This is a genomic window from [Micrococcus luteus] ATCC 49442 (genome assembly GCF_010367585.1).
In the GTDB taxonomy this organism is placed as follows: domain Bacteria; phylum Actinomycetota; class Actinomycetes; order Actinomycetales; family Micrococcaceae; genus Arthrobacter; species Arthrobacter luteus_A.
Map to the genome: position 1 here is coordinate 4,000,685 of NZ_JAAAXP010000001.1, position 23,155 is coordinate 4,023,839.

The 23,155-nt window shown below is 66.2% G+C and carries 24 protein-coding genes and 1 pseudogene; 18 read left to right on the forward strand and 7 right to left on the reverse strand.

The features are described from left to right. The first annotated feature begins 17 nt into the window (after positions 1-17). Positions 18-632: a TetR/AcrR family transcriptional regulator gene (locus tag GUV69_RS18180; protein ID WP_164204984.1), complete on the forward strand. Its 615-nt coding sequence runs from the start codon at positions 18-20 to the stop codon at positions 630-632. Between the two features lie 3 nt (positions 633-635). Here GUV69_RS18180 and GUV69_RS18185 read toward each other — a convergent pair whose 3' ends face one another. After that, on the reverse strand, positions 636-1,970 hold the full coding sequence (locus GUV69_RS18185) for an ammonium transporter (protein ID WP_223883767.1): 1,335 nt from the start codon (positions 1,968-1,970) through the stop codon (positions 636-638). Positions 1,971-2,277: 307 nt separating this feature from the next. Between GUV69_RS18185 and GUV69_RS18190 the strand changes: the two genes are divergently transcribed. From GUV69_RS18190 to GUV69_RS18215, 6 genes are all read left to right on the forward strand, one after another. Continuing rightward, complete coding sequence (locus tag GUV69_RS18190) at positions 2,278-2,676, forward strand: hypothetical protein (protein WP_164204988.1); 399 nt, start codon at positions 2,278-2,280, stop codon at positions 2,674-2,676. Between the two features lie 113 nt (positions 2,677-2,789). After that, positions 2,790-6,500, forward strand: a complete 3,711-nt coding sequence (locus GUV69_RS18195) for a nitrate reductase subunit alpha (protein ID WP_164204990.1) — start codon at positions 2,790-2,792, stop codon at positions 6,498-6,500. Next, a complete protein-coding gene (gene narH / locus GUV69_RS18200) occupies positions 6,500-8,218 on the forward strand; it encodes a nitrate reductase subunit beta (RefSeq protein WP_164204992.1) in 1,719 nt (572 codons plus the stop codon). The genes GUV69_RS18195 and narH overlap by 1 nt, the downstream gene beginning before the upstream one ends. Continuing rightward, the gene (gene narJ / locus GUV69_RS18205) at positions 8,215-8,835 is read left to right on the forward strand and encodes a nitrate reductase molybdenum cofactor assembly chaperone (protein ID WP_164204994.1); all 621 of its coding nucleotides are present in this window, start codon (positions 8,215-8,217) and stop codon (positions 8,833-8,835) included. Before narH ends, narJ begins: the two co-directional genes overlap by 4 nt. A 2-nt stretch (positions 8,836-8,837) precedes the next feature. Then, positions 8,838-9,635, forward strand: coding sequence for a respiratory nitrate reductase subunit gamma (narI, locus tag GUV69_RS18210; protein WP_164204996.1), 798 nt, complete (start codon positions 8,838-8,840; stop codon positions 9,633-9,635). A gap of 57 nt (positions 9,636-9,692) precedes the next feature. Further along, a complete protein-coding gene (locus GUV69_RS18215; protein ID WP_164204997.1) occupies positions 9,693-10,919 on the forward strand; it encodes an MFS transporter in 1,227 nt (408 codons plus the stop codon). 15 nt (positions 10,920-10,934) lie between these two features. Here the strand turns inward: GUV69_RS18215 and GUV69_RS18220 are convergent, their stop codons facing one another. From GUV69_RS18220 to GUV69_RS18230, 3 genes are read right to left on the reverse strand one after another with little or no spacing between them, the layout of a single operon-like run. Beyond that, on the reverse strand, positions 10,935-11,276 hold the full coding sequence (locus GUV69_RS18220; RefSeq protein WP_164204999.1) for a DUF202 domain-containing protein: 342 nt from the start codon (positions 11,274-11,276) through the stop codon (positions 10,935-10,937). Positions 11,277-11,279: 3 nt separating this feature from the next. Continuing rightward, the gene (locus GUV69_RS18225; RefSeq protein ID WP_164205001.1) at positions 11,280-11,693 is read right to left on the reverse strand and encodes a YidH family protein; all 414 of its coding nucleotides are present in this window, start codon (positions 11,691-11,693) and stop codon (positions 11,280-11,282) included. Between the two features lie 40 nt (positions 11,694-11,733). Further along, positions 11,734-12,072: a YnfA family protein gene (locus GUV69_RS18230; protein WP_164206744.1), complete on the reverse strand. Its 339-nt coding sequence runs from the start codon at positions 12,070-12,072 to the stop codon at positions 11,734-11,736. Positions 12,073-12,147: 75 nt separating this feature from the next. Between GUV69_RS18230 and GUV69_RS18235 the strand changes: the two genes are divergently transcribed. The 4 genes from GUV69_RS18235 (at position 12,148) to GUV69_RS18250 (ending at position 15,926) form a co-directional block, all read left to right on the forward strand. Further along, a complete protein-coding gene (locus GUV69_RS18235; RefSeq protein ID WP_164205003.1) occupies positions 12,148-13,176 on the forward strand; it encodes an LLM class flavin-dependent oxidoreductase in 1,029 nt (342 codons plus the stop codon). A gap of 102 nt (positions 13,177-13,278) precedes the next feature. Then, entirely contained in the window at positions 13,279-13,482 is a 204-nt protein-coding gene (locus tag GUV69_RS18240; protein WP_164205005.1) for a hypothetical protein, read from the forward strand. Positions 13,483-13,627: 145 nt separating this feature from the next. Further along, positions 13,628-14,725 (forward strand): ferredoxin reductase, encoded by a 1,098-nt coding sequence (locus GUV69_RS18245; protein ID WP_164205007.1) that lies wholly within the window; start codon positions 13,628-13,630, stop codon positions 14,723-14,725. Between the two features lie 13 nt (positions 14,726-14,738). Beyond that, a complete protein-coding gene (locus GUV69_RS18250) occupies positions 14,739-15,926 on the forward strand; it encodes a fatty acid desaturase family protein (protein ID WP_164205010.1) in 1,188 nt (395 codons plus the stop codon). An 88-nt stretch (positions 15,927-16,014) separates the two neighbouring features. On the opposite strand, the gene GUV69_RS18255 is transcribed toward GUV69_RS18250, so the two are convergent. The 3 genes from GUV69_RS18255 to GUV69_RS18265 all read right to left on the reverse strand — a co-directional run bounded on the left by GUV69_RS18255 (position 16,015) and on the right by GUV69_RS18265 (position 17,659). Further along, entirely contained in the window at positions 16,015-16,851 is an 837-nt protein-coding gene (locus GUV69_RS18255) for an alpha/beta fold hydrolase (RefSeq protein WP_164205011.1), read from the reverse strand. Positions 16,852-16,967: 116 nt separating this feature from the next. Beyond that, entirely contained in the window at positions 16,968-17,165 is a 198-nt protein-coding gene (locus GUV69_RS18260) for a hypothetical protein (RefSeq protein WP_164205013.1), read from the reverse strand. Between the two features lie 236 nt (positions 17,166-17,401). Further along, a complete protein-coding gene (locus GUV69_RS18265) occupies positions 17,402-17,659 on the reverse strand; it encodes a metal-sensitive transcriptional regulator (protein WP_164205015.1) in 258 nt (85 codons plus the stop codon). Between the two features lie 122 nt (positions 17,660-17,781). On the opposite strand from GUV69_RS18265, the gene GUV69_RS18270 reads away from it, so the two are divergent. The 7 genes and pseudogenes from GUV69_RS18270 to GUV69_RS18300 all read left to right on the forward strand — a co-directional run bounded on the left by GUV69_RS18270 (position 17,782) and on the right by GUV69_RS18300 (position 23,122). Further along, entirely contained in the window at positions 17,782-18,414 is a 633-nt protein-coding gene (locus GUV69_RS18270) for a rhodanese-like domain-containing protein (protein ID WP_164205017.1), read from the forward strand. Beyond that, complete coding sequence (locus GUV69_RS18275; RefSeq protein WP_164205019.1) at positions 18,411-19,310, forward strand: sulfite exporter TauE/SafE family protein; 900 nt, start codon at positions 18,411-18,413, stop codon at positions 19,308-19,310. The genes GUV69_RS18270 and GUV69_RS18275 overlap by 4 nt, the downstream gene beginning before the upstream one ends. Positions 19,311-19,340: 30 nt before the next feature. Beyond that, a complete protein-coding gene (locus GUV69_RS18280) occupies positions 19,341-19,682 on the forward strand; it encodes a rhodanese-like domain-containing protein (protein ID WP_164205021.1) in 342 nt (113 codons plus the stop codon). 34 nt (positions 19,683-19,716) lie between these two features. After that, positions 19,717-20,013: a rhodanese-like domain-containing protein gene (locus GUV69_RS18285; protein ID WP_164205023.1), complete on the forward strand. Its 297-nt coding sequence runs from the start codon at positions 19,717-19,719 to the stop codon at positions 20,011-20,013. A 23-nt stretch (positions 20,014-20,036) separates the two neighbouring features. After that, positions 20,037-20,220: pseudogene (locus tag GUV69_RS18290) on the forward strand (thioredoxin family protein); the annotation flags it as partial. A 110-nt stretch (positions 20,221-20,330) separates the two neighbouring features. Further along, the gene (locus tag GUV69_RS18295; protein ID WP_164205025.1) at positions 20,331-21,731 is read left to right on the forward strand and encodes an MBL fold metallo-hydrolase; all 1,401 of its coding nucleotides are present in this window, start codon (positions 20,331-20,333) and stop codon (positions 21,729-21,731) included. A 113-nt stretch (positions 21,732-21,844) separates the two neighbouring features. After that, positions 21,845-23,122 (forward strand): MFS transporter, encoded by a 1,278-nt coding sequence (locus GUV69_RS18300; protein ID WP_164205027.1) that lies wholly within the window; start codon positions 21,845-21,847, stop codon positions 23,120-23,122. Positions 23,123-23,155 lie beyond the last annotated feature (33 nt).

Here is a 23,155-nt window from a genome sequence, read left to right on the forward strand (position 1 = left end):
ACGGATAGGATGGACGCATGTCGTCGCTGCGAGAAGCCCAGAAACAGCTGACCCGGGACGTGATCGTCGAGCGGGCACTGAAGTTGTTTACGGAGAAGGGCTACGCCGCCACCACCATTGACGAGGTTGCCGCGGCGGCCGGAACCACGCGGGCAACGTTCTACGCGTATTACCCGTCCCGCAGCGATCTGATGCGTGACTTCATGGCGCGCGTCAATGCCGTGCTGGAGCGCGCGGATGCCCCCGAACAGGGCACCACCGCCCCTGAGCTTGTGGACGTTGTGCGCGCAGGCGAGCTGTCCGGCATCCTTGCCTGGCTGGAGTCACGGGCGGCTTTGTGGCCGGTTTTCCGCCCCTACCTCGACGTTCTCGACGAGGCCGCGGCTGTGGACCGGGACGTGCGGGCCATGCTCGAAGAGTGGCACGAAGAAGTCATTTCCGACATCGTGCGGGGCATGCAGCTGGCCGGCCGGTTCCCGGAGGAAACGCGCCACATCAGGGGGACGCTCGCCTTCACGTCGCTCGATTACGTGGCCACGCTGTGGACCCGCCGTAAGTTTGAGCCGAACCGTGAGCACGCGCTCGAGGTGTTGGCAGACAGCTGGTACCACCTGCTGTGTGACGAAGGCTGAAGCCTAGGCGAAGGTATTTTCCTTGCCCCGACGGGCGTAAACCTCCGCGGCCGTGTCCCCGCCGGCGACGGCAGGTGACAGCTGGTGGTGCCCCGCAGGGTTGAAGCTGCGGCCCGTTTCCGTAAACGCGTAGGCACTCTCTGCGTGCTCGGACAGGTCCACTCCGACGGTCTCGGCCTCGTGGCTGACGCGGAAGCCGATAAACCGGTGGATGGCCCGGCCAATGACCAGGGTGACGATGCCGGACAGCAGCACGGTGACCACTACGGCCGCGGACTGTGCCACCAGCTGCTGGAGTCCGCCGCCATAGAATAGGCCGCCGCCCTGGCCGTCCACAGGGAGGGCGATGAAGCCCAGCGCCAGGGTTCCGATCAGGCCGGCTCCGAGGTGCACACCCACCACGTCCAGGGAGTCGTCCAGGCCGAAACGGAACTTCAAGTCAACAAATACGCAGCAGGCCGCTCCGGCCACCAGGCCCAGGCCGACTGCGGCCACTGGACTGATGTTGGCACAGGACGGCGTGATGGCAACCAGGCCGGCCACAACGCCGGAGGCTGCGCCCAGGGACGTGGGGTGGCCGTGGCGGACCTTTTCCGTGAGCAGCCAGCTCAGCATGGCCGCGGCCGGGGTGACCAGGGTGTTGATCCAGACCAGTCCGGCCTGCTCCGCGGTGGTGGCGGCGCCGCCGTTAAAGCCGAACCAGCCGAACCACAGGATGGCAGCACCCAGCATGATGAAGGGGACATTGTGCGGGCGGTGGCCGGGATCCTTGGCAAAACCGTGGCGCTGGCCAACCACCAGCGCGAGCACCAGGGCGGCCGTGCCCGAGCTGATTTCCACGACGGCGCCGCCGGCAAAATCGATCACCTGGCCGAAGACGGCGGTGATGGCACCGCCGGCGCTCATGAGGCCGCCGCCCCAGATCATGTAGGCGAGCGGGCAGTAGACCAGCGTGATCCACAGCGGGACGAACAGGGCCCAGGCGCTGAACTTGGCCCGGTCCGCAATGGCGCCGCTGATCAGGGCCACCGTGATGATCGCGAACGTGGCGCTGAAGCCGGCCTTGATCAGATCGGGTGAGCCCATGAGGTTCTGCAGGCCGAAGTTGGCGAAGGGATTACCGAAGATGCCAAGCACGCCCTCGCCCGTGGTCATGGAGTAGCCCCAGAGAACCCAGACAACACCAACGATGCCGGCCGAGATGAAGCTCATCATGATCATGTTGAGGGCCGCCTTGGCCCGGGTCATGCCGCCGTAGAAAAGGCCAAGTCCGGGAGTCATCAGCAGCACCATCGCCGCCGCGATCATCATCCAGACATGTTGCGCAGTGATGTCCACGCCGGTTCCTTCCATTGATCCTGATCACCCGGACATCTGGCCCGCGCAATCCCCCTGGTCAATAGTTGTGGCCTCTTGTTTCCGTCCATGCCGTGCTGGGTTGCGGGGATGTTACGCAATTGGGCGCTGTGTGAATACCGCATGGCGGTCATGTTTCCTGCACGTTACATAGTTGCTTTCGCGCGGTGAAAAGAGGGTCCGGAGCGGAGGCCAGCGGCCCGTGATTTCCTCTGGATGAACGGCCGCTCACTACCGGGCTGAGCGGCCGTAATTATCGGCAGCCAAGCACCACCGGTAGCATCAACTTATGCCCACTGTGCTTGAAATCGCAGGTCCCATTCTGGAGATACTGACCTGGCTGTGCCTGCCCGCCGGGCTCGGCCTGCTGTTCTATTCGGGCATCCTGCGGCGCTTTGTGCATCCGTGGTCAGAAGCTGAAGCTGTGGTCTACGCTGACGAGAGCGGAACAGGTTTTCGCTGGTTTGACCGCAAGTTCCAGGTTCATCACGCGCCGATGTCGCCCCACGACATCAAAGACCTGGCCGTCGGGGACACCTTGCCGATCTACTACCACCCCAAGCGCCCCACCCAGTGGCAGACCGCAGCGCCGGAAGAGGTGGCGAGGACCGCCGTCGTACTTGGCCGCGTTCTGACCGGCATCGGGGCAGCAGCCCTGATCGCCGGTTTTCTGCTCCCGATGTTCTAAAGGCTCCCGGGGAAAAAGGGTTGCCCTTGACCCGGTGCCTACCCTACGCCGTCGCTTTCAGGTAGGGCCCTTCGATCTGGAGTTGCGGCCCGCCGAGGCATAGCGTGTTGCCCATGGCTGCCGGACCCCATGCGGGGTTGGATGGACCCGCATCAGATGCAATGTTGAAGCTGGGCCGTTTCTTCACGAAATGGGACCAGACAGAGGACGGCAGGGCGGTGTTCCGGGAGGGCGGCCGCAAAGGCGACATCTTCTACCGGGACCGCTGGAGCCACGACAAGGTGGTCCGGTCCACGCACGGGGTGAACTGCACCGGTTCCTGCTCCTGGAAGGTGTACGTCAAGGACGGCATCATCACCTGGGAATCCCAACAGACCGACTACCCCTCGGTAGGCCCGGACAGTCCTGAATACGAACCACGAGGCTGCCCTAGAGGGGCAGCCTTTTCGTGGTACACCTACTCACCCACGCGGGTCCGCTTCCCCTATGCCCGCGGCGTCCTGGTTGAGATGTACCGGGAAGCCAAAGCCCGCCTCGGCGACCCGGTGCTGGCCTTTGCGGAGATCGCGGCTGACCCGGAACGCCGCCGCCGCTACCAGCAGGCCCGCGGCAAGGGCGGACTGGTGCGGGTCTCGTGGCAGGAAGCCATTGAGATCGCGGCCGCGGCGCACGTGAACACGATCAGAACCTACGGGCCGGACCGGTGCGCGGGCTTCTCGCCCATCCCGGCGATGTCCATGGTCTCGCACGCGGTGGGAACCCGCTTCATCCAGCTCATCGGCGGGGTGATGACGTCCTTCTACGACTGGTACGCGGACCTCCCCGTTGCCAGCCCGCAGGTCTTCGGCGACCAGACCGACGTCCCCGAATCCGGGGACTGGTGGGACGCGCGCTACCTCATGATGTGGGGCTCCAACGTCCCGGTGACCCGGACCCCGGACGCGCACTGGATGGCCGAGGTGCGGTACCGGGGCACCAAGGTGGTCACGGTCAGCCCGGACTACGCGGACAACACCAAGTTCGCCGACGAATGGCTCCCCGCCCAGGCCGGCACCGATGCCGCGCTCGCCATGGCCATGGGCCACGTCATGCTCAAGGAATTCTTCGTGGACCGGCAGGTCCCCTTCTTCGCTGACTACGTGAAGCAGTACACGGACCTCCCGTTCCTGGTCCGGCTGGTGAGGAACGACGACGGCGCCCTGACGCCGTCGAAATTCCTCACCGCGGCGGATCTCCCGGGGGAGTCCGGGGCTGAGGACGCGGCGTTCCGCACCGTCCTGTTCGACAAGAAGACCGGGCGGCCCGCGGTGCCCAACGGCTCCCTGGGGTTCCGCTATTCGGCAAGCGGCGAGGGCAAGTGGAACCTGGACCTCGAAGGGATGGACCCTGCGCTGTCGCTCCGGGAAGTCTCAGGCGAAAGCGCCGAGATCCTGCTGCCGTGCTTCGAGGACGCCGGGGGAGCGGGCAGCGTCCTGCGCCGTGGCGTGCCCGTCCTTGAGGTGGAGGGCCAGTTGGTCACCACCGTGTTCGACCTGATGCTGGCCCAGTACGGCGTGGGCCGGGACGGGCTTCCGGGGGATTGGGCCGCCGGCTACGACGACGCCGCCACCCCCTACACCCCGGCCTGGCAGGAGGAGATCACCAGCGTCCCCGCACAGGCCTGCATCCGGGTGGCCCGCGAATTTGCCCGGAATGCCGAGCAGTCAAAGGGCCGGTCCATGATCATCATGGGCGCCGGGATCTGCCAGTGGTTCCACGGCGACACCACGTACCGGGCCGTGCTGGCGCTGGTGATGCTCACCGGCTGCATGGGCCGCAACGGCGGCGGCTGGGCGCACTATGTGGGGCAGGAGAAGACCCGGCCGGTCACCGGCTGGCTCTCGCTGGCGAACGGCCTGGACTGGTCGCGGCCGCCGCGGACCATGATCGGCACGGGCTACTGGTACATGCACACGGACCAGTGGCGGCAGGACGGCTACTCCGTGGACGCGCTGAAGTCCCCGCTGTCCACCGGAGCCCTGGACGGCATGCACACTGCGGACGCGCTGGCCCAGTCCGCGCGGCTGGGATGGATGCCCTTCTACCCGCAGTTCGACCGCAACCCGCTGGACCTCGCGGACGAGGCGGAGGCCGCCGTCGCCGCCGGTTCCGCGAAGGACACCCCCAGCTACATCGCGGAGGCCCTGAAGAACCGCACCCTGAACCCGGCCATCGAGGACGTGGATGCCCCGGAGAACTGGCCGCGGACCCTGGTGCTGTGGCGCTCCAACCTGTTCGGTTCCTCGGCGAAGGGCAACGAATACTTCCTGCGGAACCTGCTGGGCACCCACAACAACGTCCTGGGCGAGGACCACGCCGAGGGGCTCAAGCCCCGGGACGTGAGATGGCATGAGCAGGCCCCCGAAGGAAAGCTGGACCTGCTGGTCTCCGCAGACTTCCGGATGACCTCCACCACGCTGCTGTCCGACGTCGTGTTCCCGGCCGCCACCTGGTACGAGAAGCATGACCTGTCCTCCACCGACATGCACCCGTTCGTCCACGCCTTCAGCCCGGCGATTGACCCGCCGTGGGAAACCAAAACGGACTTCGACACGTTCCACCTGCTCGCGCGGGAATTCTCCCGGCTGGCAGCAACCCATCTTGGCGTCAGGCGGGACCTGGTCAGCGTGCCGCTGCAGCACGACACCCCCGGCCAACTGGCCCAGCCCGGCGGGATCGTCCGGGACTGGCGGGAAACCGGCATCCCCGCGGTGCCGGGGCAGAACATGCCCGTCTTCTCGGTGGTGGAGCGGGACTACACGGCCATCGCGGACAAGCTGGCCGCCGTCGGGCCCCTGGCCGACAGGCTGGGCTTCACGGTCAAGAACGTCACCTACAAACTCGCCGGCGCCCTTGACCGGCTCAGCCGGTCCAACGGCGTGATGCTCGGCGGCGCCGCGGACGGACGGCCGGCCATCGACACGGATGCCAAGCTCGCCGAGGCCATCCTGGCCTTCTCCGGCACCACCAACGGTGCCCTGTCCGTGCAGGGCTTCAAGGACCTGGAAGTCCGGACCGGACGGAAGCTGGCGGACCTGTCCGAAGGCTCCGAGGAAAAGTTCATCACCTTCGCCCAGACCCAGGCCGGCCCGGTCCCGGTGATCACCTCGCCGGAATGGTCCGGCTCCGAAACCGGCGGCCGGCGCTACGCGCCCTTCACCATCAACATCGAACGGCTCAAGCCCTTCCACACCCTGACCGGACGGATGCACTTCTTCCTCGACCACGACTGGATGACGGACATCGGCGAGGGGCTTCCGATCTATAGGCCGCCGCTGGATATGCACCGCCTCTTCGGCGAGCCAAAGCTCGGCACCAACGGGGAGTTGGAGGTGGTGGTCCGGTACCTGACACCGCACTCCAAATGGTCCATCCACTCCGAATACCAGGACAATCTGCTGATGCTCTCACTGTCCCGCGGCGGGCCGACGGTCTGGATGAGTCCCGCCGACGCCGAGTCCATCAAGGTCAGGGACAACGACTGGGTGGAGTGCCTGAACATCAATGGCGTCCTGGTGGCCCGGGCAATCGTGAGCCACCGGATGCCGGCCGGGGTGGTGTACGTCCATCACGCGCAGGAGCGCACCATCGACGTGCCGAAGTCCGAGGCGACGGGCCGGCGCGGCGGCATCCACAACTCCGTCACCCGGCTGCTGGTGAAACCCTCGCACCTGATCGGCGGCTACGCGCAGCTGGCCTACGCGTTCAACTACCTTGGCCCCACCGGGAACCAGCGCGACATGGTTGCCACCGTCCGCCGTCGTTCCCAGGAGGTGCAGTACTGATGCGTGTAATGGCTCAAATGGGCATGGTCATGAACCTGGACAAATGCATCGGCTGCCACACCTGTTCGGTGACCTGCAAACAGGCGTGGACCAACCGTGCCGGCACCGAATACGTCTGGTTCAACAACGTGGAAACCCGGCCCGGCCAGGGGTATCCGCGGCGCTACGAGGACCAGGAGAAGTGGCAGGGAGGCTGGGAACTGAACAGGCGCGGCAAGCTGGTCCTCAAGGCAGGCGGCCGGGTGAAGAAACTCTTCGGGATCTTCGCCAGTCCGGTCCAGCCCGAGCTCAAGGACTACTACGAGCCGTGGACCTACGACTACAAGACCCTCATCGACGCACCGCTGGGGGACGACTTCCCGGTGGCCCGGCCCAAGTCCCTGATCACGGGCGAGGACACCAAGATCACGTGGTCCGCGAACTGGGACGATGACCTCGGCGGTTCCACCGAGCACGGCCACCTGGATCCGATTGTGGAGAAGGTCCGCCGTGAATCCGAGGACAAGATCAAGTTTGCCTACGAGCAGACGTTTATGTTCTACCTGCCGCGGATCTGCGAGCACTGCCTGAACCCCTCCTGCATGGCGTCCTGTCCCTCCGGCGCCATCTATAAGCGGGTGGAGGACGGGATTGTCCTGGTGGACCAGGACAAATGCCGCGGCTGGCGGCAGTGCGTGACGGGCTGCCCGTACAAAAAGATCTACTTCAACCACAAGACCGGCAAGGCCGAGAAGTGCACCTTCTGCTATCCGCGGGTGGAGGTGGGGCTGCCCACGGTCTGCTCCGAAACGTGCGTGGGCAGGCTGCGGTACCTGGGGCTGTTTTTGTACGACGCCGACGCGGTCACCGCAGCCGCCGCTGTCACCGACCCGCAGGAACTCTACGACGCGCAGATGGACGTCCTGCTGGACCCGAACGACGCCGCGGTCCAGGCCGATGCCCGCGCACAGGGCATTCCCGAGGACTGGATCGACGCCGCCCGGCGCTCGCCGGTGTACGCGCTGGCCAAGGTCTACAAGGTTGCCCTGCCGCTGCACCCGGAATACCGGACCATGCCCATGGTCTGGTACGTGCCGCCGCTTTCGCCCGTGGTTGACCTGCTGCGCGACCAGGGGCACGACGGCGAGGATCACGGCAATCTGTTCGGCGCCATCGACGCGCTGCGCATCCCGGTGGAATACCTTGCGGAGCTGTTCACCGCCGGCGATGCGGACCGGGTCACCGGGGTGCTGAAAAAGCTTGCCGCCATGCGCTCCTTTATGCGCGGCATCAGCCTGGGCAACGATCCGGACGACTCCATTCCCGAGGCCGTGGGGATGGACAGCCAGACCATGTACGAGATGTACCGGCTGATGGCCATCGCGAAGTACGACGAACGGTACGTCATCCCCAAGGCCCACGTGGAACAGGCCCACGATCTTGAGGAGATGGGCTGCTCACTGGACTTCGACGGCGGCCCGGGCATGCAGGACTCGTCCCCGTTCGGCGAGGCCAGCGGCAGGCCGGTGCCGGTTGCCGTGGAGACGTTCAACGCCCTCCGCGACCGGCAGACCTCTGATGCCGCACCCGGTGAATCGACTCTCCGGGGCCGGGTAAACCTGCTGAACTGGGATGGCACCGGGGCGCCGTCGGGGTTGTTCCCGGAGAAGCACGTCCCGGAGAAACCCACGCCGGAGAAGCACACGCCTGAGAAGCACACGCCGGAGGACCGGCCGTGAGCCGGCGCAACCAGGTGGTCTACATGGCGGCCGCCTGGTGCCTGTCCTACCCGGACGAGGACCTGATAGCCAAGGTCCCGCTGATGCGGGCCGCCCTGGCTGAGTTTCCCGGCGCGGTCCAGGACTTTGCAGCCGTCCTGGACCTGCTCGAATCCTCCGGACCGATGGAGATCCAGGCCTTCTATGTGCGGGAGTTCGACCTGGGCCGGCGCCACGCGCTGCACCTGAGCTACTGGACGGACGGCGACACCCGGCGCCGGGGTGAAGTCCTGGGCAGCTTCAAGAAGGCTTACCGGCAAAGCGACATCCTGGTGGACACCCGGGGCGAACTGCCTGACTACCTGCCCATGGTCCTCGAATATGCGGCGCTGGTGGACCTGAGCGCCGGCCGGGAACTCCTCATCCGCTACCGTGCCAGCCTCGAGATGCTCAGGTTCGGCCTGCTGCGGGACGAGCTCCCGCATGCCCGGATCCTGCAGGCCATCTGCGACACGCTGCCCGGGAAATCGCCGGCCGACGAACAGGCCGTGATGCGGATGGCCGGTTACGGGCCGCCTACCGAGGCCGTAGGGCTGGACCCGTATGACCCGCGACTGCTGCCCGTAAAGGGGACTTGAGAATGCTGACCTTCGAAACCGCGCCGTTCGAAACGGAGCCAGGGGCCGTCGTCGAAATCTCCGCCCTGGACACCGCACTGTGGGGCGTCCTGCCCTACATCATGGTGGTGGTCCTGGTGGGCGGCCTGGTGTGGCGGTACAAGTACGACCAATTCGGCTGGACCACCCGGTCCTCCCAGCTGTATGAGTCCAAGCTGCTCCGGATTGCCTCACCGCTGTTTCACTTCGGCCTGCTGGCCGTCATCGCCGGGCACTTCTTCGGCCTGGTCATCCCGATGGCGTGGACCCAGGCCGTGGGGATGAGCCAGGATTTTTACCACTTCAACGCCCTGTTCGTCGGCGGCATTGCCGGCGTCGGGACGCTCGGCGGGATCATCCTGCTGATCTACCGGCGCCGCACCACGGGGCCTGTCTTTATGGCCACCACCACAAACGACAAAGCCATGTACGTGGTGCTCACCGCCGCCATCGTGTTCGGGCTGTGGACCACCCTGGCCAGCGTTTTCGAGGGGGAGCACGGGCACAACTACCGGGAAACGGTGGCCCCCTGGTTCCGTTCCCTGTTCATCTTCCAGCCGGATGTCGCGGCCATGGCGGCAGCACCGTTCTCCTTCCATCTGCACACGCTGGTGGGGATGGCACTGTTCGTCATCTGGCCGTTCACCAGGCTGGTGCATGCCTTCACGGCGCCCTTGCACTACCTTTTCCGTCCGTACATCGTCTACCGCTCCCGGGATGCCGTAGCACGGCGAGGCTGGTCCCCGGTAGGGACCAAGGACAGAGATACCCGCAACCGCTGACATGGCCGGCTGAATCCTCATCGCTGAATCCCCATCGCCGAATCCTAAGGAGTAACAGTGGCTGGAACGGCACCACTCCCATTGGCGGGCGCCCAAGGACGGACCCTGAACCTGGTGCTGGCCACGGCGGCGTCCGTGGCCGGCTTCTGGGCCTGGAATTCGGTGGCCACCCTGGGCTCGTTCTACACACAGAACCTGCAGCTCAATCCGGCGGCAACGGGTGTCCTCGTGGCGATGCCGGTGTTTGTGGGTTCGCTGGGGCGCATCGCCGTGGGGGCGCTGACGGACAAATACGGCGGCCGCGCCATGTTCTCCTTTGTGCTGCTGGCCGCCATCCCGCCCATCCTCCTGGTGGCCGTAGGCGGACTCCTCAGTTCGTTCGCTCTGGTGCTGGGCGCCGGCCTGCTGCTGGGAGTCGCCGGTACCGTGTTCGCCGTCGGAATCCCCTTTGTCAGCGGCTGGTACGAGCCGTCACGCAGGGGCTTCGCCACCGGAGTCTTTGGCGCCGGAATGGGCGGGACGGCGCTGGCAGCCTTCCTGAACCCGCGGCTGGTGGCGGGAATCGGGTATTTCCCCACGCACCTGCTGATCGCCGGAGTCCTGGCCGTGATGGCGGCCCTGGTCTGGTTCCTGATGAAGGAATCGCCGGGATGGACGCGGAACAATGCCCCGGTGCTGCCCAAGATCCTGGACGCCGCCAGGACCCCGGTGACGTGGAAGATGTGCTTCCTCTACGCCGTCGTGTTCGGCGGGTTCGTCTCCTTCGCCACCTACCTGCCCACCTACCTCCGGGATGTGTACAGTTTTGATCCGAGCGGCGCGGGTGCCCGCACGGCAGGGTTCGCCCTCGCGGCCGTGCTGGCCCGCCCGGTGGGCGGCGTGCTGGCGGACCGGTTCGGGTCCAAGCCGGTGGTGATCACGTCGCTGGCAGGCGTTGCCATTCTGGCCTGGGTGGTGAACCTGCAGCCCGACGGCGACGTGCCTGCCGGCCTGACCTTCCTGGCCATGGCCGCGGCCCTGGGCCTGGGAGCGGGCGGGGTATTCGCCTGGGTGGGCGTCCTCGCGCCGCAGGGCAAAGTGGGCAGCATCAGCGGAGTGGTCAGCGCGGCAGGCGGCCTGGGCGGCTACTTCCCGCCGCTTGTGATGGGGGCAACCTACGACGCCGCGACCCGCAGCTACTCGATCGGCCTGCTCCTTCTCGTCGCCACCGCCGTCGTGGCATTGGTATTCACCATCGTGGCACTCCGGGGCCCCTCCAAGCGGCCCTACCTGGCCGAAGCCTAGGTGTGGGAACTACACCTAGGCCGCGAGGACCACAACGATCCCCAGCCCGCCCAACGCAACCCCGGCGAAGGCGGTCCAGAGCACTGCGGAGGTATCGGCGTCGACATTTTCCCTGGCGATGCCGCGTGAACTGGCACTGTACCGGCGGCGCTGGGTGAAGTAGATTGCCGCCGCGGCGGCTGAGGACACGGCGAACAGCAGCAGGATGGGGAGGCCGTGGTGCGGCAGCCAGCGCAGGAAGATGGCGCTGACCGTCACCAGCGCCAGCATGGTCCGGCCCCATGCCAGCGTGGTCCGTTCGGGCTGGAGCCCTGGATCCCCGTGCGGTGCGGGGTCAGGCAGCCGGCTGCGGACCACGGGCTACCGCCAGAGAATAAAAACGAGGACGACGGCGGCAGCCAGCGCACCGGCGCCGGCCAGCAGAGGCACGATCAGCGGCAGCGGGAGCGGGGTTTTGTTCCGCATGCTCCGTTCCACCCGGATCCAGCGCCCGGCGGCGCCCGCGCTCAGCAGCATGCCCAGGAGCAGGAGCATGACCGCCAGGCTCTTGCGGACAGGCTCTAGGAACAGGTCCGAGGTAAACGCTTCAATGGCGATGCCGCCGGCCAGGAGTGCCAGTGCGGTGCGGATCCACGCGAGGAAGGTCCGTTCGTTGGCCAGCGTGAACCGGGGATCGGGCTCGGTGCCGCCGGGAAGCAGCCGTTCGGCGATCTTTCCGCGCGACGGCGGGGGAGGAGGCGGCACGGGCCCGCTGGGCGGCTGGTTGCTGGACACCGGGCCAGTTTAGCCGGGAATGCCGGCTCAGCCGGGCGGGTCAGCCGGCGTTCCGCGGCGCGAACATGATCACGGCCACGCCCAGCAGGCAAATGACAGACCCGGCGATGTCCCACCGGTCAGGCCGGAAGCCGTCGAAGATCACACCCCAGGCCAGCGACCCGGCCACAAAAACTCCTCCGTAGGCCGCCAGGATCCTGCCGAAGTGCGCATCCGGCTGCAGCGTGGCCACAAACCCGTAGAGCCCCAGCGCAATGACACCGAGTCCGGCCCACCACCAGTCCTTGCCCTCGCGGACGGCCTGCCACACCAGCCACGCACCGCCTATCTCAGCCGCTGCGGCGAGAATAAAGAGCACAGCCGTTTTGGCGATCGTCACCGCTTCAGCAGGAATGTTCACAGGCCCATCATGCCAGCCGGGAATGCGGGTCGCCTTACCAGGGTTGGGCAGGACATGCAGCGAATTGGATTCCTCTCATTCGGCCACTGGGGCCCCGGCCAGGGGTCACAGACCAGAACGGCGGGCGATGCCCTCCTCCAGGGCATCGACCTCGCCGTGGCCGCCGAGGAGTTGGGCATAGACGGCGCGTTCTTCCGGGTGCACCACTTTGCCCGGCAACAGGCGTCCCCGTTGCCGCTGTTGGCTGCCATCGCGGCCCGGACCAGCCGGATTGAGATCGGGACCGGCGTCATTGACATGCGTTATGAGAATCCGCTCCACCTGGCCGAAGAAGCGGCGGCCACGGACCTGATCAGCGGCGGCAGGCTGCAGCTTGGTATCAGCCGCGGCTCACCCGAACCTGCCCGGAACGGCGCCGCGGTGTTCGGCTATCGTCCGGAGGCCGCTGAAACGGATGCGGACATGGCCCGCCGGCATACGGAACTGTTCAGGCAGGCCATCAGCGGTGCCGGCGTGGCAGAGGCGGACCCGCGCTACGCGGCTGCCGGTCTGTTGCCGGTCCAGCCACAATCGCCGGGCCTTGCCGAGCGTATCTGGTGGGGCGCAGGCAGCCGGAAAACTGCGGTCTGGGCTGCGGGCCTGGGCATGAACCTGATGAGCTCAACGCTGCTTACCGAGGACACCGGTGTGCCCTTCGACCAGCTTCAGGCGGAACAGATCCAGCTCTTCCGGGACGCCTGGGCTGCCGCCGGGCATAGCCATCAGCCGCGCGTGTCCGTCAGCCGGAGCGTCCTTCCTATCGTGGACGAGGAGGACAGCCGTTACTTCGCCGGCAGCGCCCTGCGGGACAGCCGTGACCAGGTTGGTGTCATCGATGGCCTGACTGCCCGGTTCGGCAAGACGTACGCAGGTGCACCTGATGTCCTGGCGGCGCAGCTCGCGGAAGACGCCGCCGTCCAGGCCGCCGACACCCTTCTTGTCACAGTGCCGAACCAGCTGGGCGTGGACTTCAACGCCAAAATGCTGGGCAGCATAGCCCGGTATATTGCCCCTGCCATCCGCCGGGGCCCGTCCACCTCCTGAGACAGGCAGATTTCGATGGGTAATCCGGCGCGGAGGGAATATCCTATGAGGACCGGGCAACCTGCTGATCCCTGCTCTGCCCTGCAGCCAGAGAGGCACCCCATGTCTGAAAAGCTCCATTTGTCGCCGGAGGACGAATTCCCGGATGACCTTGCTGCACTTCCAGACCAGCAGCTCCAGGTCCTGGACAGCCAGGTGCAACGCCAGCTCGATTACGAATACGTGGCCGAAGGCGAACCGAATCCGGAGACGGAATTCAGGCATCAGGACCTTGACGAGGAATTCCAGTCGCGGGATAGCCGCTGATCCGGGAACCATCCACTAGCCGAAGCCGTTAGGCTTATAGCGGGCTTGGGGGCTTATGCCCTACACAACAGCGTGACTGCTACAGCGTGACTGCGGAACGGTCAGGAGAGAGAAATATGGCTCGCGCCGCTTTAGGTACAACTGCATGATCCGGCTACGCCAATTGGCTCAAGCCGCGTCCGTTCTGACGACGCCCCTGTCGCCAGAAGATATTCTGTCGCTGTTCAACCCCGTGTTTTCGGCCCGCCAGCTGCGCGGTGTGGTCACCCGCGTGGTTCAGGAAACGGCTCAGTCGGCTACCATATTTTTCCGCCCCGGCCGCGGGTGGCATTCCCATCTGGCCGGCCAGTGGGCCCGCATCGGCGTTGAGCTCGACGGCGTCCGGCATTGGCGGTCCTACTCCCTGAGCGCCCCCGCCGGCAAGGACCCCGCCATCACAGTGACCGACGTCGGGGCCGTCTCCGGAACGTTGGTGCGCACCACCAAGCCCGGGGACGTCCTTTTCCTCGCACCTCCGCAGGGTGACTTCGTTCTTCCCGAGCACCCGCGGCCGCTGCTGATGGTTACCGCCGGAAGCGGCATCACTCCGGTGATGTCCATGATCCGCACGCTGGTCCCGCGCCGCCCGGATGCCGACGTCGTACTGGTCCATTCCGCCCGTACCCCGGGCGACAGCCTCTTCCGTGAGGAACTTGCCGAACTCGCGGACCAGTTTCCCAACTTCCGCCTGGCCCACTGGTACACCGGCGAGCAGGGCCGGATGGACCTGACCAACACGGCGGAGCTGGATGCGATCTGCCCGGACTGGAAAGAACGCGCCGCGTACGCCTGCGGCCCCGACAGTTTCCTTGACGACGCCGAGGCGCTCTGGAAACAGGCCGCGCTGACCACCGCCGCCCCGGGTTCGGACGTTGCGATTGCCGGCGACCCCGGCAACCTGATGATTGAACGGTTTAACACCACCTTCGCCGGGGGTGTGGGGCACGACGGCGGCCTGGTCACCTTTGAGGCGTCGGACCGGGAAGTCGATGCCGACGGCGACACCCCGCTGCTGGACATCGGCGAGGACGCCGGGGTGCTGATGCCCAGCGGCTGCCGGATGGGAATCTGCCACAGCTGCCTTACCCCGCTCCTGGCTGGCCAAGTCCGCGATCTCCGCACCAACGAGATCCACGGCGAGCCCGGCGAACTGATCCAAACGTGTGTCTCGGCAGCCGCCGGACCCGTCAACCTCGAACTCTGAGGAGCTTCACCGCATGTCAGTAGTTTCAGAAAAGAAGACAGTTTCAGAAGGCAAGACCGCCCCTACAGGAGCGGCAAGGACGCGCCCCGGGGCGCTGGCCGAGTCCGGCAGCCCGTCGGTCCGCCCTCCCACAGCCGCGCACCTCTCGGATGAACAGGTAGCTGAGCTGGGCCGCGAACTCGACGCGATCCGCGACGACATCCTCGCCAAGCGCGGCGCATCCGATGCCGCGTACATCCGGCGTATCATCAAGGTCCAGCGCGGTCTCGAAATCTCCGGCCGCGCGGCACTCCTGGTCAGCAAGAACAAGGCAGCCTGGGTCACCGGCACCACGCTCCTGAGCCTGGCGAAGATCCTCGAAAACATGGAGATCGGGCACAATGTGCTCCACGGCCAGTGGGACTGGATGCGGGACCCGGATATCCACTCCACCACGTGGGAGTGGGACTTCGTCACCCCGTCACGCTCCTGGCAGCACACCCACAATGACCTGCACCACCGCTGGACCAATGTGGTGGGCAAGGACAACGACGTCGGGTACAACCTCCTCCGCATGGACGAGAGCCAGCCGTGGGTGCCTGCGAACCTGGGGAACCCGCTGTACAACGCCATCCTGGCACCCCTCTTCGAGTGGGGCATCGCCATCTACGACCTTGAGCTCACCGATTTCAAAGAAGGCAGGAAGTCCAAGGAAGCCCTGCTCAAGGACCTCAAGGCGCTGGGCAAGAAGGTGGTCACGCAGTTCACCAAGGATTACGCCGCCACTCCCGCCGTCGCCATGCTCACCGGTTCCGGCAAGCAGGCCCTCTACGGCACGCTGACGGCCAACGCCGTCCGCAACGTCTGGGCGCACGCGGTCATCTTCTGCGGCCACTTCCCCGAAGGCACGGACACCTTTAGCGAGGAAATGGTGGAAGGCGAGACCCGCGGGGACTGGTATGTCCGGCAGATGATCGGTTCAGCCAACATCTCCGGGTCCAAGTTCATGCACCTGATGACCGGCAACCTCTCGCACCAGATCGAGCACCACCTCTTCCCGGACCTGCCGTCCAACCGGTACGCCGAGGTTGCACCGCTCGTTCGTGAAATCTGCCAGCGCTACGGCCTGAAGTACACCACGGGTCCGCTGCTGAAGCAGGTTGGATCCACCTGGGGCAAGATTTTCCGCCTGGCGCTGCCGGGCAAGACTGCCAAGGCTTAAGGCACCACAGCACCAACACAGAGGAGGGATCAGGCATGGTGCCTGATCCCTCCTCTTGTTGTCTCCGCAGCCGGGGGTTCTTGAGGATCTACTTCTTGAGGAACGCGAGCAGGGCTTCGTTGACCTCCGCGGCGTGCGTCCAAAGCAGGCCGTGCGGCGCGCCCTCGATCTCCCGGTACTGGGCGCTCGGCAGCGCCTTGGTGAACCGGCGGCCGGTCACGTCGATGGGCAGGATGTTGTCCGCCGTGCCGTGCAGGATCAGGGCCGGGACATCGATCTTGGGGATGTCTGCCCGGAAATCGGTGAGCCAGGTGGGCTGCGCGGCAACCAGGGCAGTGGCTCCTGCGGCGGCGGCGACGTTCCAACTGGCATCCACGGCTTCCTGGCTAAGGCGTGCGGTGCCCAGGAAGGTGTCGGTGTTGTAGAAGTTCTTGAAGAACTCCCGCAGGAACGCGTATGGATCTGCAGTGACGGCTTCGGTGAGCCCGTCGAAAACCTCCTGCGGCACGCCGTCGGGATTGTCATCGGTCTTCAGCACGAAAGGTTCCAGCGATCCCAGGAACGCGGCCCGGGCGACACGCTCTGAACCGTAGGTGCTGATGTACCGGGCCACTTCGCCCGTGCCCATGGAGAAGCCCACCAGGACGGCGTTGGTCAGGTCCAGGGTGGTCAGGAGGGTGTTGAGGTCGGCGGCGAAGGTGTCATAGTCGTAGCCCTTGGTGGGCTTGCTTGACTTGCCGAATCCGCGGCGGTCGTAGGTGATGACGCGGAAGCCGGCTTCGAGCAGGGCTGTGGTCTGCTTCTCCCAGGAGGAACCGTCCAGCGGGTACCCGTGGATCAGGACCACAGGCTGTCCGCTTCCGTGGTCCTCGTAGTAGATCTCGATATCGGTGCTGTTCTCGGTTCCAACGGTGACGTAGGCCATCTGGCGGTCCTTTCGAAGCTTCGGGATCAGAATCAGGGCGCGGACGCGCCGCGCCCGGCATTTCCTACTCTAGGCAACGCCCGGCGCGGCTCCAAGGAAGGGACTGCCGGATCCGCCTACTGGGACGGCTGGGGGAGTTCGCACTCGATCTGCGGGTTGACGCCCATGTAGTTCAGGGGACCCGCGATGATGGTCACAGCCACCGTGCCAGCCTGTGCGCAGGTCCCGGGGGCGCCGCCGAAGTAGCCGCGCTGCCAGGCGGCGATTCCTCCGATGATCAGCCAGATGACAATCAGTGCTCCGAGAAACTTCATGGTGTCCTCCTAGGGCCAGGGCCGCCTGTGCGTTCAAGTATGCGCCGTTACGCGGACCCTATACAGCACCCCACCCCGGACGCTCTCTCACTTAATGCGGGTTTTTGACCAACGCTGTCTCACTTTCTTCAAGAAAGTGAGACAGCGTCGGTCTTTTTCCCGCATTAAGTGAGAGAGCGTCCCAGGGGATCATCTGAAGCTTCAGCTACCGGACATGGCGTCCGGGGCGGCGCTGGTCAGGCGAGGGAAAGGAAGAGCTTTTCCAGCTCTTTCTTGTCCATCGTTGCGTCCTTCTGGACGATGCACTGCTCCAGGCCTGTGGCGATGATGGCGAATCCGGCCCGGTCGAGTGCTTTGGACACGGCCGCGAGCTGAGTGACGACGTCCTTGCAGTCCCGGCCTTCTTCAAGCATGCGCGTGACAGCGGTGAGCTGGCCTTGGGCGCGCTTGAGCCTGTTGATCACGGGCGTCAGTTCTGACGGATTGAGTTCCATGGGTTTCTCCAATGTCGGCGACTCCGTCCATTGTATACCCCCCAGGGTGTTTGACATACCCAGGGGGGTATCTGTAATACTCGGTGGGGTATCCACTATTTCCCAAATCGAGAGGCCAGCACATGACTTCCCCTTCCGCGGCATCGGCCGTTACCGCCCTTGCTCCAGAGACCCTGCGCACCTGGATGGAACAGCATCAGGACCTCGTGGTGATCGACGTGCGCTCCGCCGCCGAGTTCGAGTACATGCATATCCGGGGCTCCTACAATGTGCCGCTTCCCTTGCTGTCGGAGCACGCGGATGAACTCGCGGCCCGCCTGGGCTCCCGTGTGGTCCTTGCCTGCCAGTCCGGTGCCCGCGCCGAGCAGGCGCGCCAGCGGCTGGGCAAGTCCGGGATCGACGGTGCCTACGTCCTGACCGGCGGCGCGCCCGGCTTCGCTGCCACCGGCGGCGACGTTGTCCGGGGCAAGAGCCGCTGGGACCTGGAGCGCCAGGTCCGCCTCGTGGCCGGTTCCCTGGTGGTCCTGGGCCTGGCGGGCGGCAAGTTCGTCTCCCCGAAAATCCGCCTGCTCGCCGGCGCCATCGGCACAGGACTGACCTTCTCGGCCGCCACCAATACCTGCGCCATGGGCCAGGCCATCTCGGCAATGCCGTGGAATAAGGCTGCCAAGGAACCCACCCGCGAGAGCGCCATCCTGACCCTTCCCGTCGCGGGTGCACGCGCCACCGGAAACGGTGAGGCCAAGGCCTCATGACCACCACCCTCCTCCTGGTCCTTGCCCTGTCGGTAGTCATCGGGCTCTCGCTCGGCGTCCTGGGCGGCGGCGGATCGATCCTGACCGTGCCGATCCTGGTCTACGTGGCGGGCTTCGAGGCCAAGGAAGCCATCGCGGCCTCCCTGTTCGTCGTCGGCGTCACCTCCGCGGTCAGCGCGTTCAGCCACGCCCGCGGCGGCAGGGTGATGTGGCGGACCGGCCTGATCTTCGGCGCGGCCGGCATGGCCGGCGCGTTCGTCGGCGGCCTCCTGGGCGGGCACATCCCCGGCCAGATCCTGCTCATCGCCTTCGCGGTCATGATGGTGGCCACCTCCGTGGCCATGCTTCGCGGCCGCAAGAAGAAGAACGACGGCGGCGGCGCACCGGTGAAGCATGAGCTGCCCCTGGGCAGGGTGCTACTGGACGGGGCGGTCGTCGGGCTCGTGACCGGATTGGTCGGCGCGGGCGGCGGTTTCCTTGTGGTTCCGGCCCTGGCGCTCCTGGGCGGCCTCCCGATGTCTGTTGCCGTGGGCACCTCCCTGGTGGTCATCGCCATGAAGTCCTTCGCCGGGCTCGCCGGTTACCTCACCACCGTCCAGCTCGACTGGGGCATCACCCTCGGCGTGACCGTAGCTGCCATCGTTGGCACCCTTGCCGGCTCCACACTCGCCGGCCGCATCCCGGAGGCCGCCCTGCGGAAAGCGTTCGGCTGGTTCGTCCTGGCCATGGGAACCTTCGTCCTCATCCAGCAGGCCCCTGCCGACCTGCGGTGGTTCATCGCTGCCGGAGTCGCAGCCCTGATGGCAGTCACCGCGGGCGCCTGCTGGTTCTTCATCAGCTCGTGCCCGCTGCGCAACCGAAGCGGCCGGCGCAGCAACGTCCCCTCACCCGTCTAAACCCGCCACCAACCAGCCAAGGAGAACACCATGGGCCTCATCAGCTCCCTGAAAAAAGCCTTCAGCAAGCCCTATAAAACGGTCTCAGTAGCGCAGGCCAAGAACCTCCTGGCCTCGGGCGCCGCGCTGGTCGACGTCCGCTCCGCCCAGGAATGGCGTACCGGAAGGGCGCCCCAGGCCAAGCACATTCCGCTGGACCGGCTGCAGGCCAGCACCGCCGGAATCAACAAGAACAAGCCCGTGATCGCCGTCTGCGCATCCGGGGTCCGCTCCGCTTCAGCGGCCCGTCTCCTCGCTTCCCAGGGGTACGAGGCCTACTCCCTGCGCGGCGGCATGGGCGCCTGGCGCTCGGCCGGCGAACCCGTCCGCTAACAACAGCCCCACACGTATGTCGAAGGAGAATCCCATGGCTGAAATCACCATCACCGAGGCCGACCAGCGCCGTGCCACCGCCCGCATCCTCGATGTCCGCAAGGACTTCGAGGTCGCCGAAGGCATGATCCCCGGTGCCCTGCACATCCCCATGGGCCAGCTGCAGGCACGCCTGTCCGAGCTGGACCCCGCCGTCCCCGTCATTGCGGTCTGCCGCAGCGGCAACCGTTCAGCCCGCGTGGCCGACGCCCTCAGCGGAGCCGGCTTCACCGCGGACACCATGGCCGGCGGCATGATCGCCTGGACCCGCGCCGGCCTCCCCACCACCTAACGTGAGGCTCCGCCGCACAGCGACAGGCCCTAGCCGCCGCCGCGAAACATCACCTCCATCCCCACCCTCATGGTCTTCAAGGACAAGGCCCTGGTATTCTCCCAGCCCGGCGCCCTCAACGCCACCGGCCTCGAAGAAGTCATCCAGGAAGTCAAAAACCTCGACATGAACAAACTCCGGGCTGACGCAGCCCGGCAGCCCGCCTGACGCACACGCGGATTGCCCGGCCCGCACCCCTCGTTGCTGGATACCCCATGGGGTATTACACTTAAGCCAAGACCTCCTCTAAAAACCCACTCCACGAAGGAGAGCACCAGATGCTTATCGAGCGCATTTACGACGAAGACCTCGCCCAGGCCAGCTACCTGATTGGCTGCCAGGCCAAGGGGGAAGCCATCGTGGTGGACGGCCGCCGCGACACCGCCGTGTACCAGGATCTTGCCGCGAAGAACGGCATGAAGATCGTGGCCGTCACCGAAACCCACATCCACGCCGACTATCTTTCCGGCACCCGCGAACTGGCCGCTGCCACCGGCGCGAAGATCTACGTCTCCGGCGAGGGCGGACCGGACTGGCAGTACGAATTCGACGGCGAACGCCTCTACGACGGCGACGCCATCACCCTGGGCAACATCACCGTCAAGGCCCTCCACACCCCCGGCCACACCCCCGAGCACCTGTCCTTCCTGGTGACCGACGGCGCCTTCAGCGACCAGCCCGGCTACCTGCTCTCGGGCGACTTCGTCTTCTCAGGCGACCTGGGCCGGCCGGACCTGCTGGACGAGGCAGCCGGCGGCATCGACACCCGCTTCGAAGGTGCCAAGCAGCTCTTCGCCAGCCTGCAGGACAAGTTCCTCACCCTCCCCGACTACGTCCAGGTCCACCCTGCCCACGGCGCTGGCAGCGCTTGCGGCAAGGCCCTCGGCGCCATCCCCTCCTCGACCGTGGGCTATGAGCGCCTCTACGCCTGGTGGGGCCCCTACCTCGCCGCCAACGACGAGCAGGGTTTCATCAACGAACTCCTCGACGGCCAGCCCGACGCCCACGCATACTTCGGCCGGATGAAACGCGAAAACCGTGAAGGCCCGGCCATCATGGGCGAACGCACCCCGCTGCCCGAGCTCGCGCCCGGCATCGTTGCTGCAGGCCTGGCAGCGGACACCCTGACCTTCATCGACACCCGTTCCAACAGCGAGGTCCACGAAGGCACGGTAGCCCGTTCCCTGAACGTGCCGGCAGGCAAGTCCGTGGCCAGCTACGGCGCCTGGGTAGTCAACCCGGAAACCGACAAAAATCCCCTGGTGCTCCTGGCTAACGACCAGGACCAGGCTATGGACATGTGGGACCACCTGATCCGCGTGGGCATCGACAACGTCGCAGGCTACGTCACCAGCATCGAAGGGCTCCCCACCTTCACGCCGAAGCTCATCCAGCCCGGGAACCTCGACAGCTTCGAGGCCGCCATGGTCCTGGACGTCCGCAACAAGACCGAACACACCGCCGGCCACATCCCGGGCTCGCACCAGCTCAGCGGCGGCCGGGTCATGTGGCACCTCGATGAGCTCCCCGCCGACGGCACCATCGTCACCTACTGCCAGTCCGGTGTCCGGAACTCCGTGGCAGCCAGCGCCCTGCGCCGGGCCGGGTACGACGTCGTCGAACTCGACGGCAGCTACGCCGGCTGGAATGCCTGGCGGAACTCCGTTCCCGCAGCCTAACCAGGCATCCCCCAGACCGCCCGGGCCGGTCCCCTCTCCGGCCCGGGCACGCCCGGGCGCGCCCCCACGCGTCCGGGCACCTTCTTGTCCCCACGACGAACGGAGCACTCCACATGCAGGGCAGGACACTCCAGCGCCAAGGCCGGGGATCAGCCGGTACCGTGCTGGGGCTTCGGCAAAACCTGGCACAGTTCATGCTCCTGGTGGCAGTCAACGCCCTGGTGGGCGGCACCCTTGGCCAGGAGCGCACCGTACTGCCCCTGCTGGCTTCCCAGACGTTCAACCTGGACCTGTACACAAGCGCGCTGACCTACATCATCGCCTTCGGCCTGTCCAAGGCCGCGATGAACTACTTCGCGGGAACGCTCGCTGACCGGTACGGCCGCAAACCCGTCCTCGTCGCGGGCTGGCTTGTCGCGATTCCCGTCCCGCTCATGCTCATCTTCGGCCCGTCGTGGGGATGGATCGTTGCGGCAAACGTGTTCCTTGGTGTCAGCCAAGGCCTGACCTGGTCCACGGCCGTGATCATGAAGATGGACCTGACCGGACCGAAACAGCGCGGCCTTGCCATGGGTCTGAACGAAGCGGCAGGGTACCTCGGAGTCGCCATCACAGCCCTGGCGACCGGATACATCGCCTCCGCGTACGGGCTCCGGCCCGGCCCGTTCCTCCTCGGAGCCGCCTACATCGCCCTCGGTTTGGGTCTGTCAGTTCTGACCCTGCGCGAGACGCACAACCACGCCAGGACGGAAGCCTCGCAGCACGTCAGTGCACACAGCAGTGCGCACGCCGGCCTCACCACGGGCCAGGTTTTCACCCTCACCAGCTTCAAGGACCGTTCACTCTCCGCAGCCAGCCAGGCAGGACTGGTGAACAACCTCAACGACGGCCTCGCCTGGGGCCTCTTTCCGGTCTTATTCGTCAGCTCCGGGCTGTGCCTGAACCAGGTAGGGATTCTGGCCGCCGTTTATCCCGCGGTCTGGGGCGCCGGGCAGCTCTTCACCGGCGCCGCGTCAGACCGGTGGGGCCGCAAGTGGTTCATCGTGGCCGGCATGAGCGTCCAGGCCGCGGGACTCGCGCTAGTCGCCGCCTCCCACAGTTTCTGGCCCTGGATCGCGGCAGCCATCCTCCTTGGGCTCGGAACGGCCATGGTCTACCCCGCCCTCCTGGCCGCCGTAGGGGACGTCGCCCACCCTGCCTGGCGGGCCCGCTCTGTCGGGGTCTACCGGCTCTGGCGTGACGGCGGCTTCGCCATTGGAGCACTCACAGCAGGACTGCTCGCGGACCTGTACGGGATTCCCGCAGCCATCGCCACCATCGCCGCACTCACAGCCGCCTCCGGCCTGGTAGTCGCCCTCCGAATGCGCAGCAACGACCATACGACGGGGTAAGAACCGACCTCGTAGCCGCACACGGCCTGCCCT

Excerpts from the sequence above, each read along its gene's own strand:
- GUV69_RS18180 (WP_164204984.1), top strand. The coding sequence starts at position 18 with ATGTCGTCGCTGCGAGAAGCCCAGAAACAGCTGACCCGGGACGTGATC.
- GUV69_RS18190 (WP_164204988.1), top strand. The coding sequence starts at position 2,278 with ATGCCCACTGTGCTTGAAATCGCAGGTCCCATTCTGGAGATACTGACC.
- GUV69_RS18195 (WP_164204990.1), top strand. The coding sequence starts at position 2,790 with ATGGCTGCCGGACCCCATGCGGGGTTGGATGGACCCGCATCAGATGCA.
- narH (WP_164204992.1), top strand. The coding sequence starts at position 6,500 with ATGCGTGTAATGGCTCAAATGGGCATGGTCATGAACCTGGACAAATGC.
- narI (WP_164204996.1), top strand. The coding sequence starts at position 8,838 with ATGCTGACCTTCGAAACCGCGCCGTTCGAAACGGAGCCAGGGGCCGTC.
- GUV69_RS18235 (WP_164205003.1), top strand. The coding sequence starts at position 12,148 with ATGCAGCGAATTGGATTCCTCTCATTCGGCCACTGGGGCCCCGGCCAG.
- GUV69_RS18240 (WP_164205005.1), top strand. The coding sequence starts at position 13,279 with ATGTCTGAAAAGCTCCATTTGTCGCCGGAGGACGAATTCCCGGATGAC.
- GUV69_RS18245 (WP_164205007.1), top strand. The coding sequence starts at position 13,628 with ATGATCCGGCTACGCCAATTGGCTCAAGCCGCGTCCGTTCTGACGACG.
- GUV69_RS18250 (WP_164205010.1), top strand. The coding sequence starts at position 14,739 with ATGTCAGTAGTTTCAGAAAAGAAGACAGTTTCAGAAGGCAAGACCGCC.
- GUV69_RS18255 (WP_164205011.1), bottom strand. The coding sequence starts at position 16,851 with ATGGCCTACGTCACCGTTGGAACCGAGAACAGCACCGATATCGAGATC.
- GUV69_RS18260 (WP_164205013.1), bottom strand. The coding sequence starts at position 17,165 with ATGAAGTTTCTCGGAGCACTGATTGTCATCTGGCTGATCATCGGAGGA.
- GUV69_RS18265 (WP_164205015.1), bottom strand. The coding sequence starts at position 17,659 with ATGGAACTCAATCCGTCAGAACTGACGCCCGTGATCAACAGGCTCAAG.
- GUV69_RS18270 (WP_164205017.1), top strand. The coding sequence starts at position 17,782 with ATGACTTCCCCTTCCGCGGCATCGGCCGTTACCGCCCTTGCTCCAGAG.
- GUV69_RS18275 (WP_164205019.1), top strand. The coding sequence starts at position 18,411 with ATGACCACCACCCTCCTCCTGGTCCTTGCCCTGTCGGTAGTCATCGGG.
- GUV69_RS18280 (WP_164205021.1), top strand. The coding sequence starts at position 19,341 with ATGGGCCTCATCAGCTCCCTGAAAAAAGCCTTCAGCAAGCCCTATAAA.
- GUV69_RS18285 (WP_164205023.1), top strand. The coding sequence starts at position 19,717 with ATGGCTGAAATCACCATCACCGAGGCCGACCAGCGCCGTGCCACCGCC.
- GUV69_RS18295 (WP_164205025.1), top strand. The coding sequence starts at position 20,331 with ATGCTTATCGAGCGCATTTACGACGAAGACCTCGCCCAGGCCAGCTAC.
- GUV69_RS18300 (WP_164205027.1), top strand. The coding sequence starts at position 21,845 with ATGCAGGGCAGGACACTCCAGCGCCAAGGCCGGGGATCAGCCGGTACC.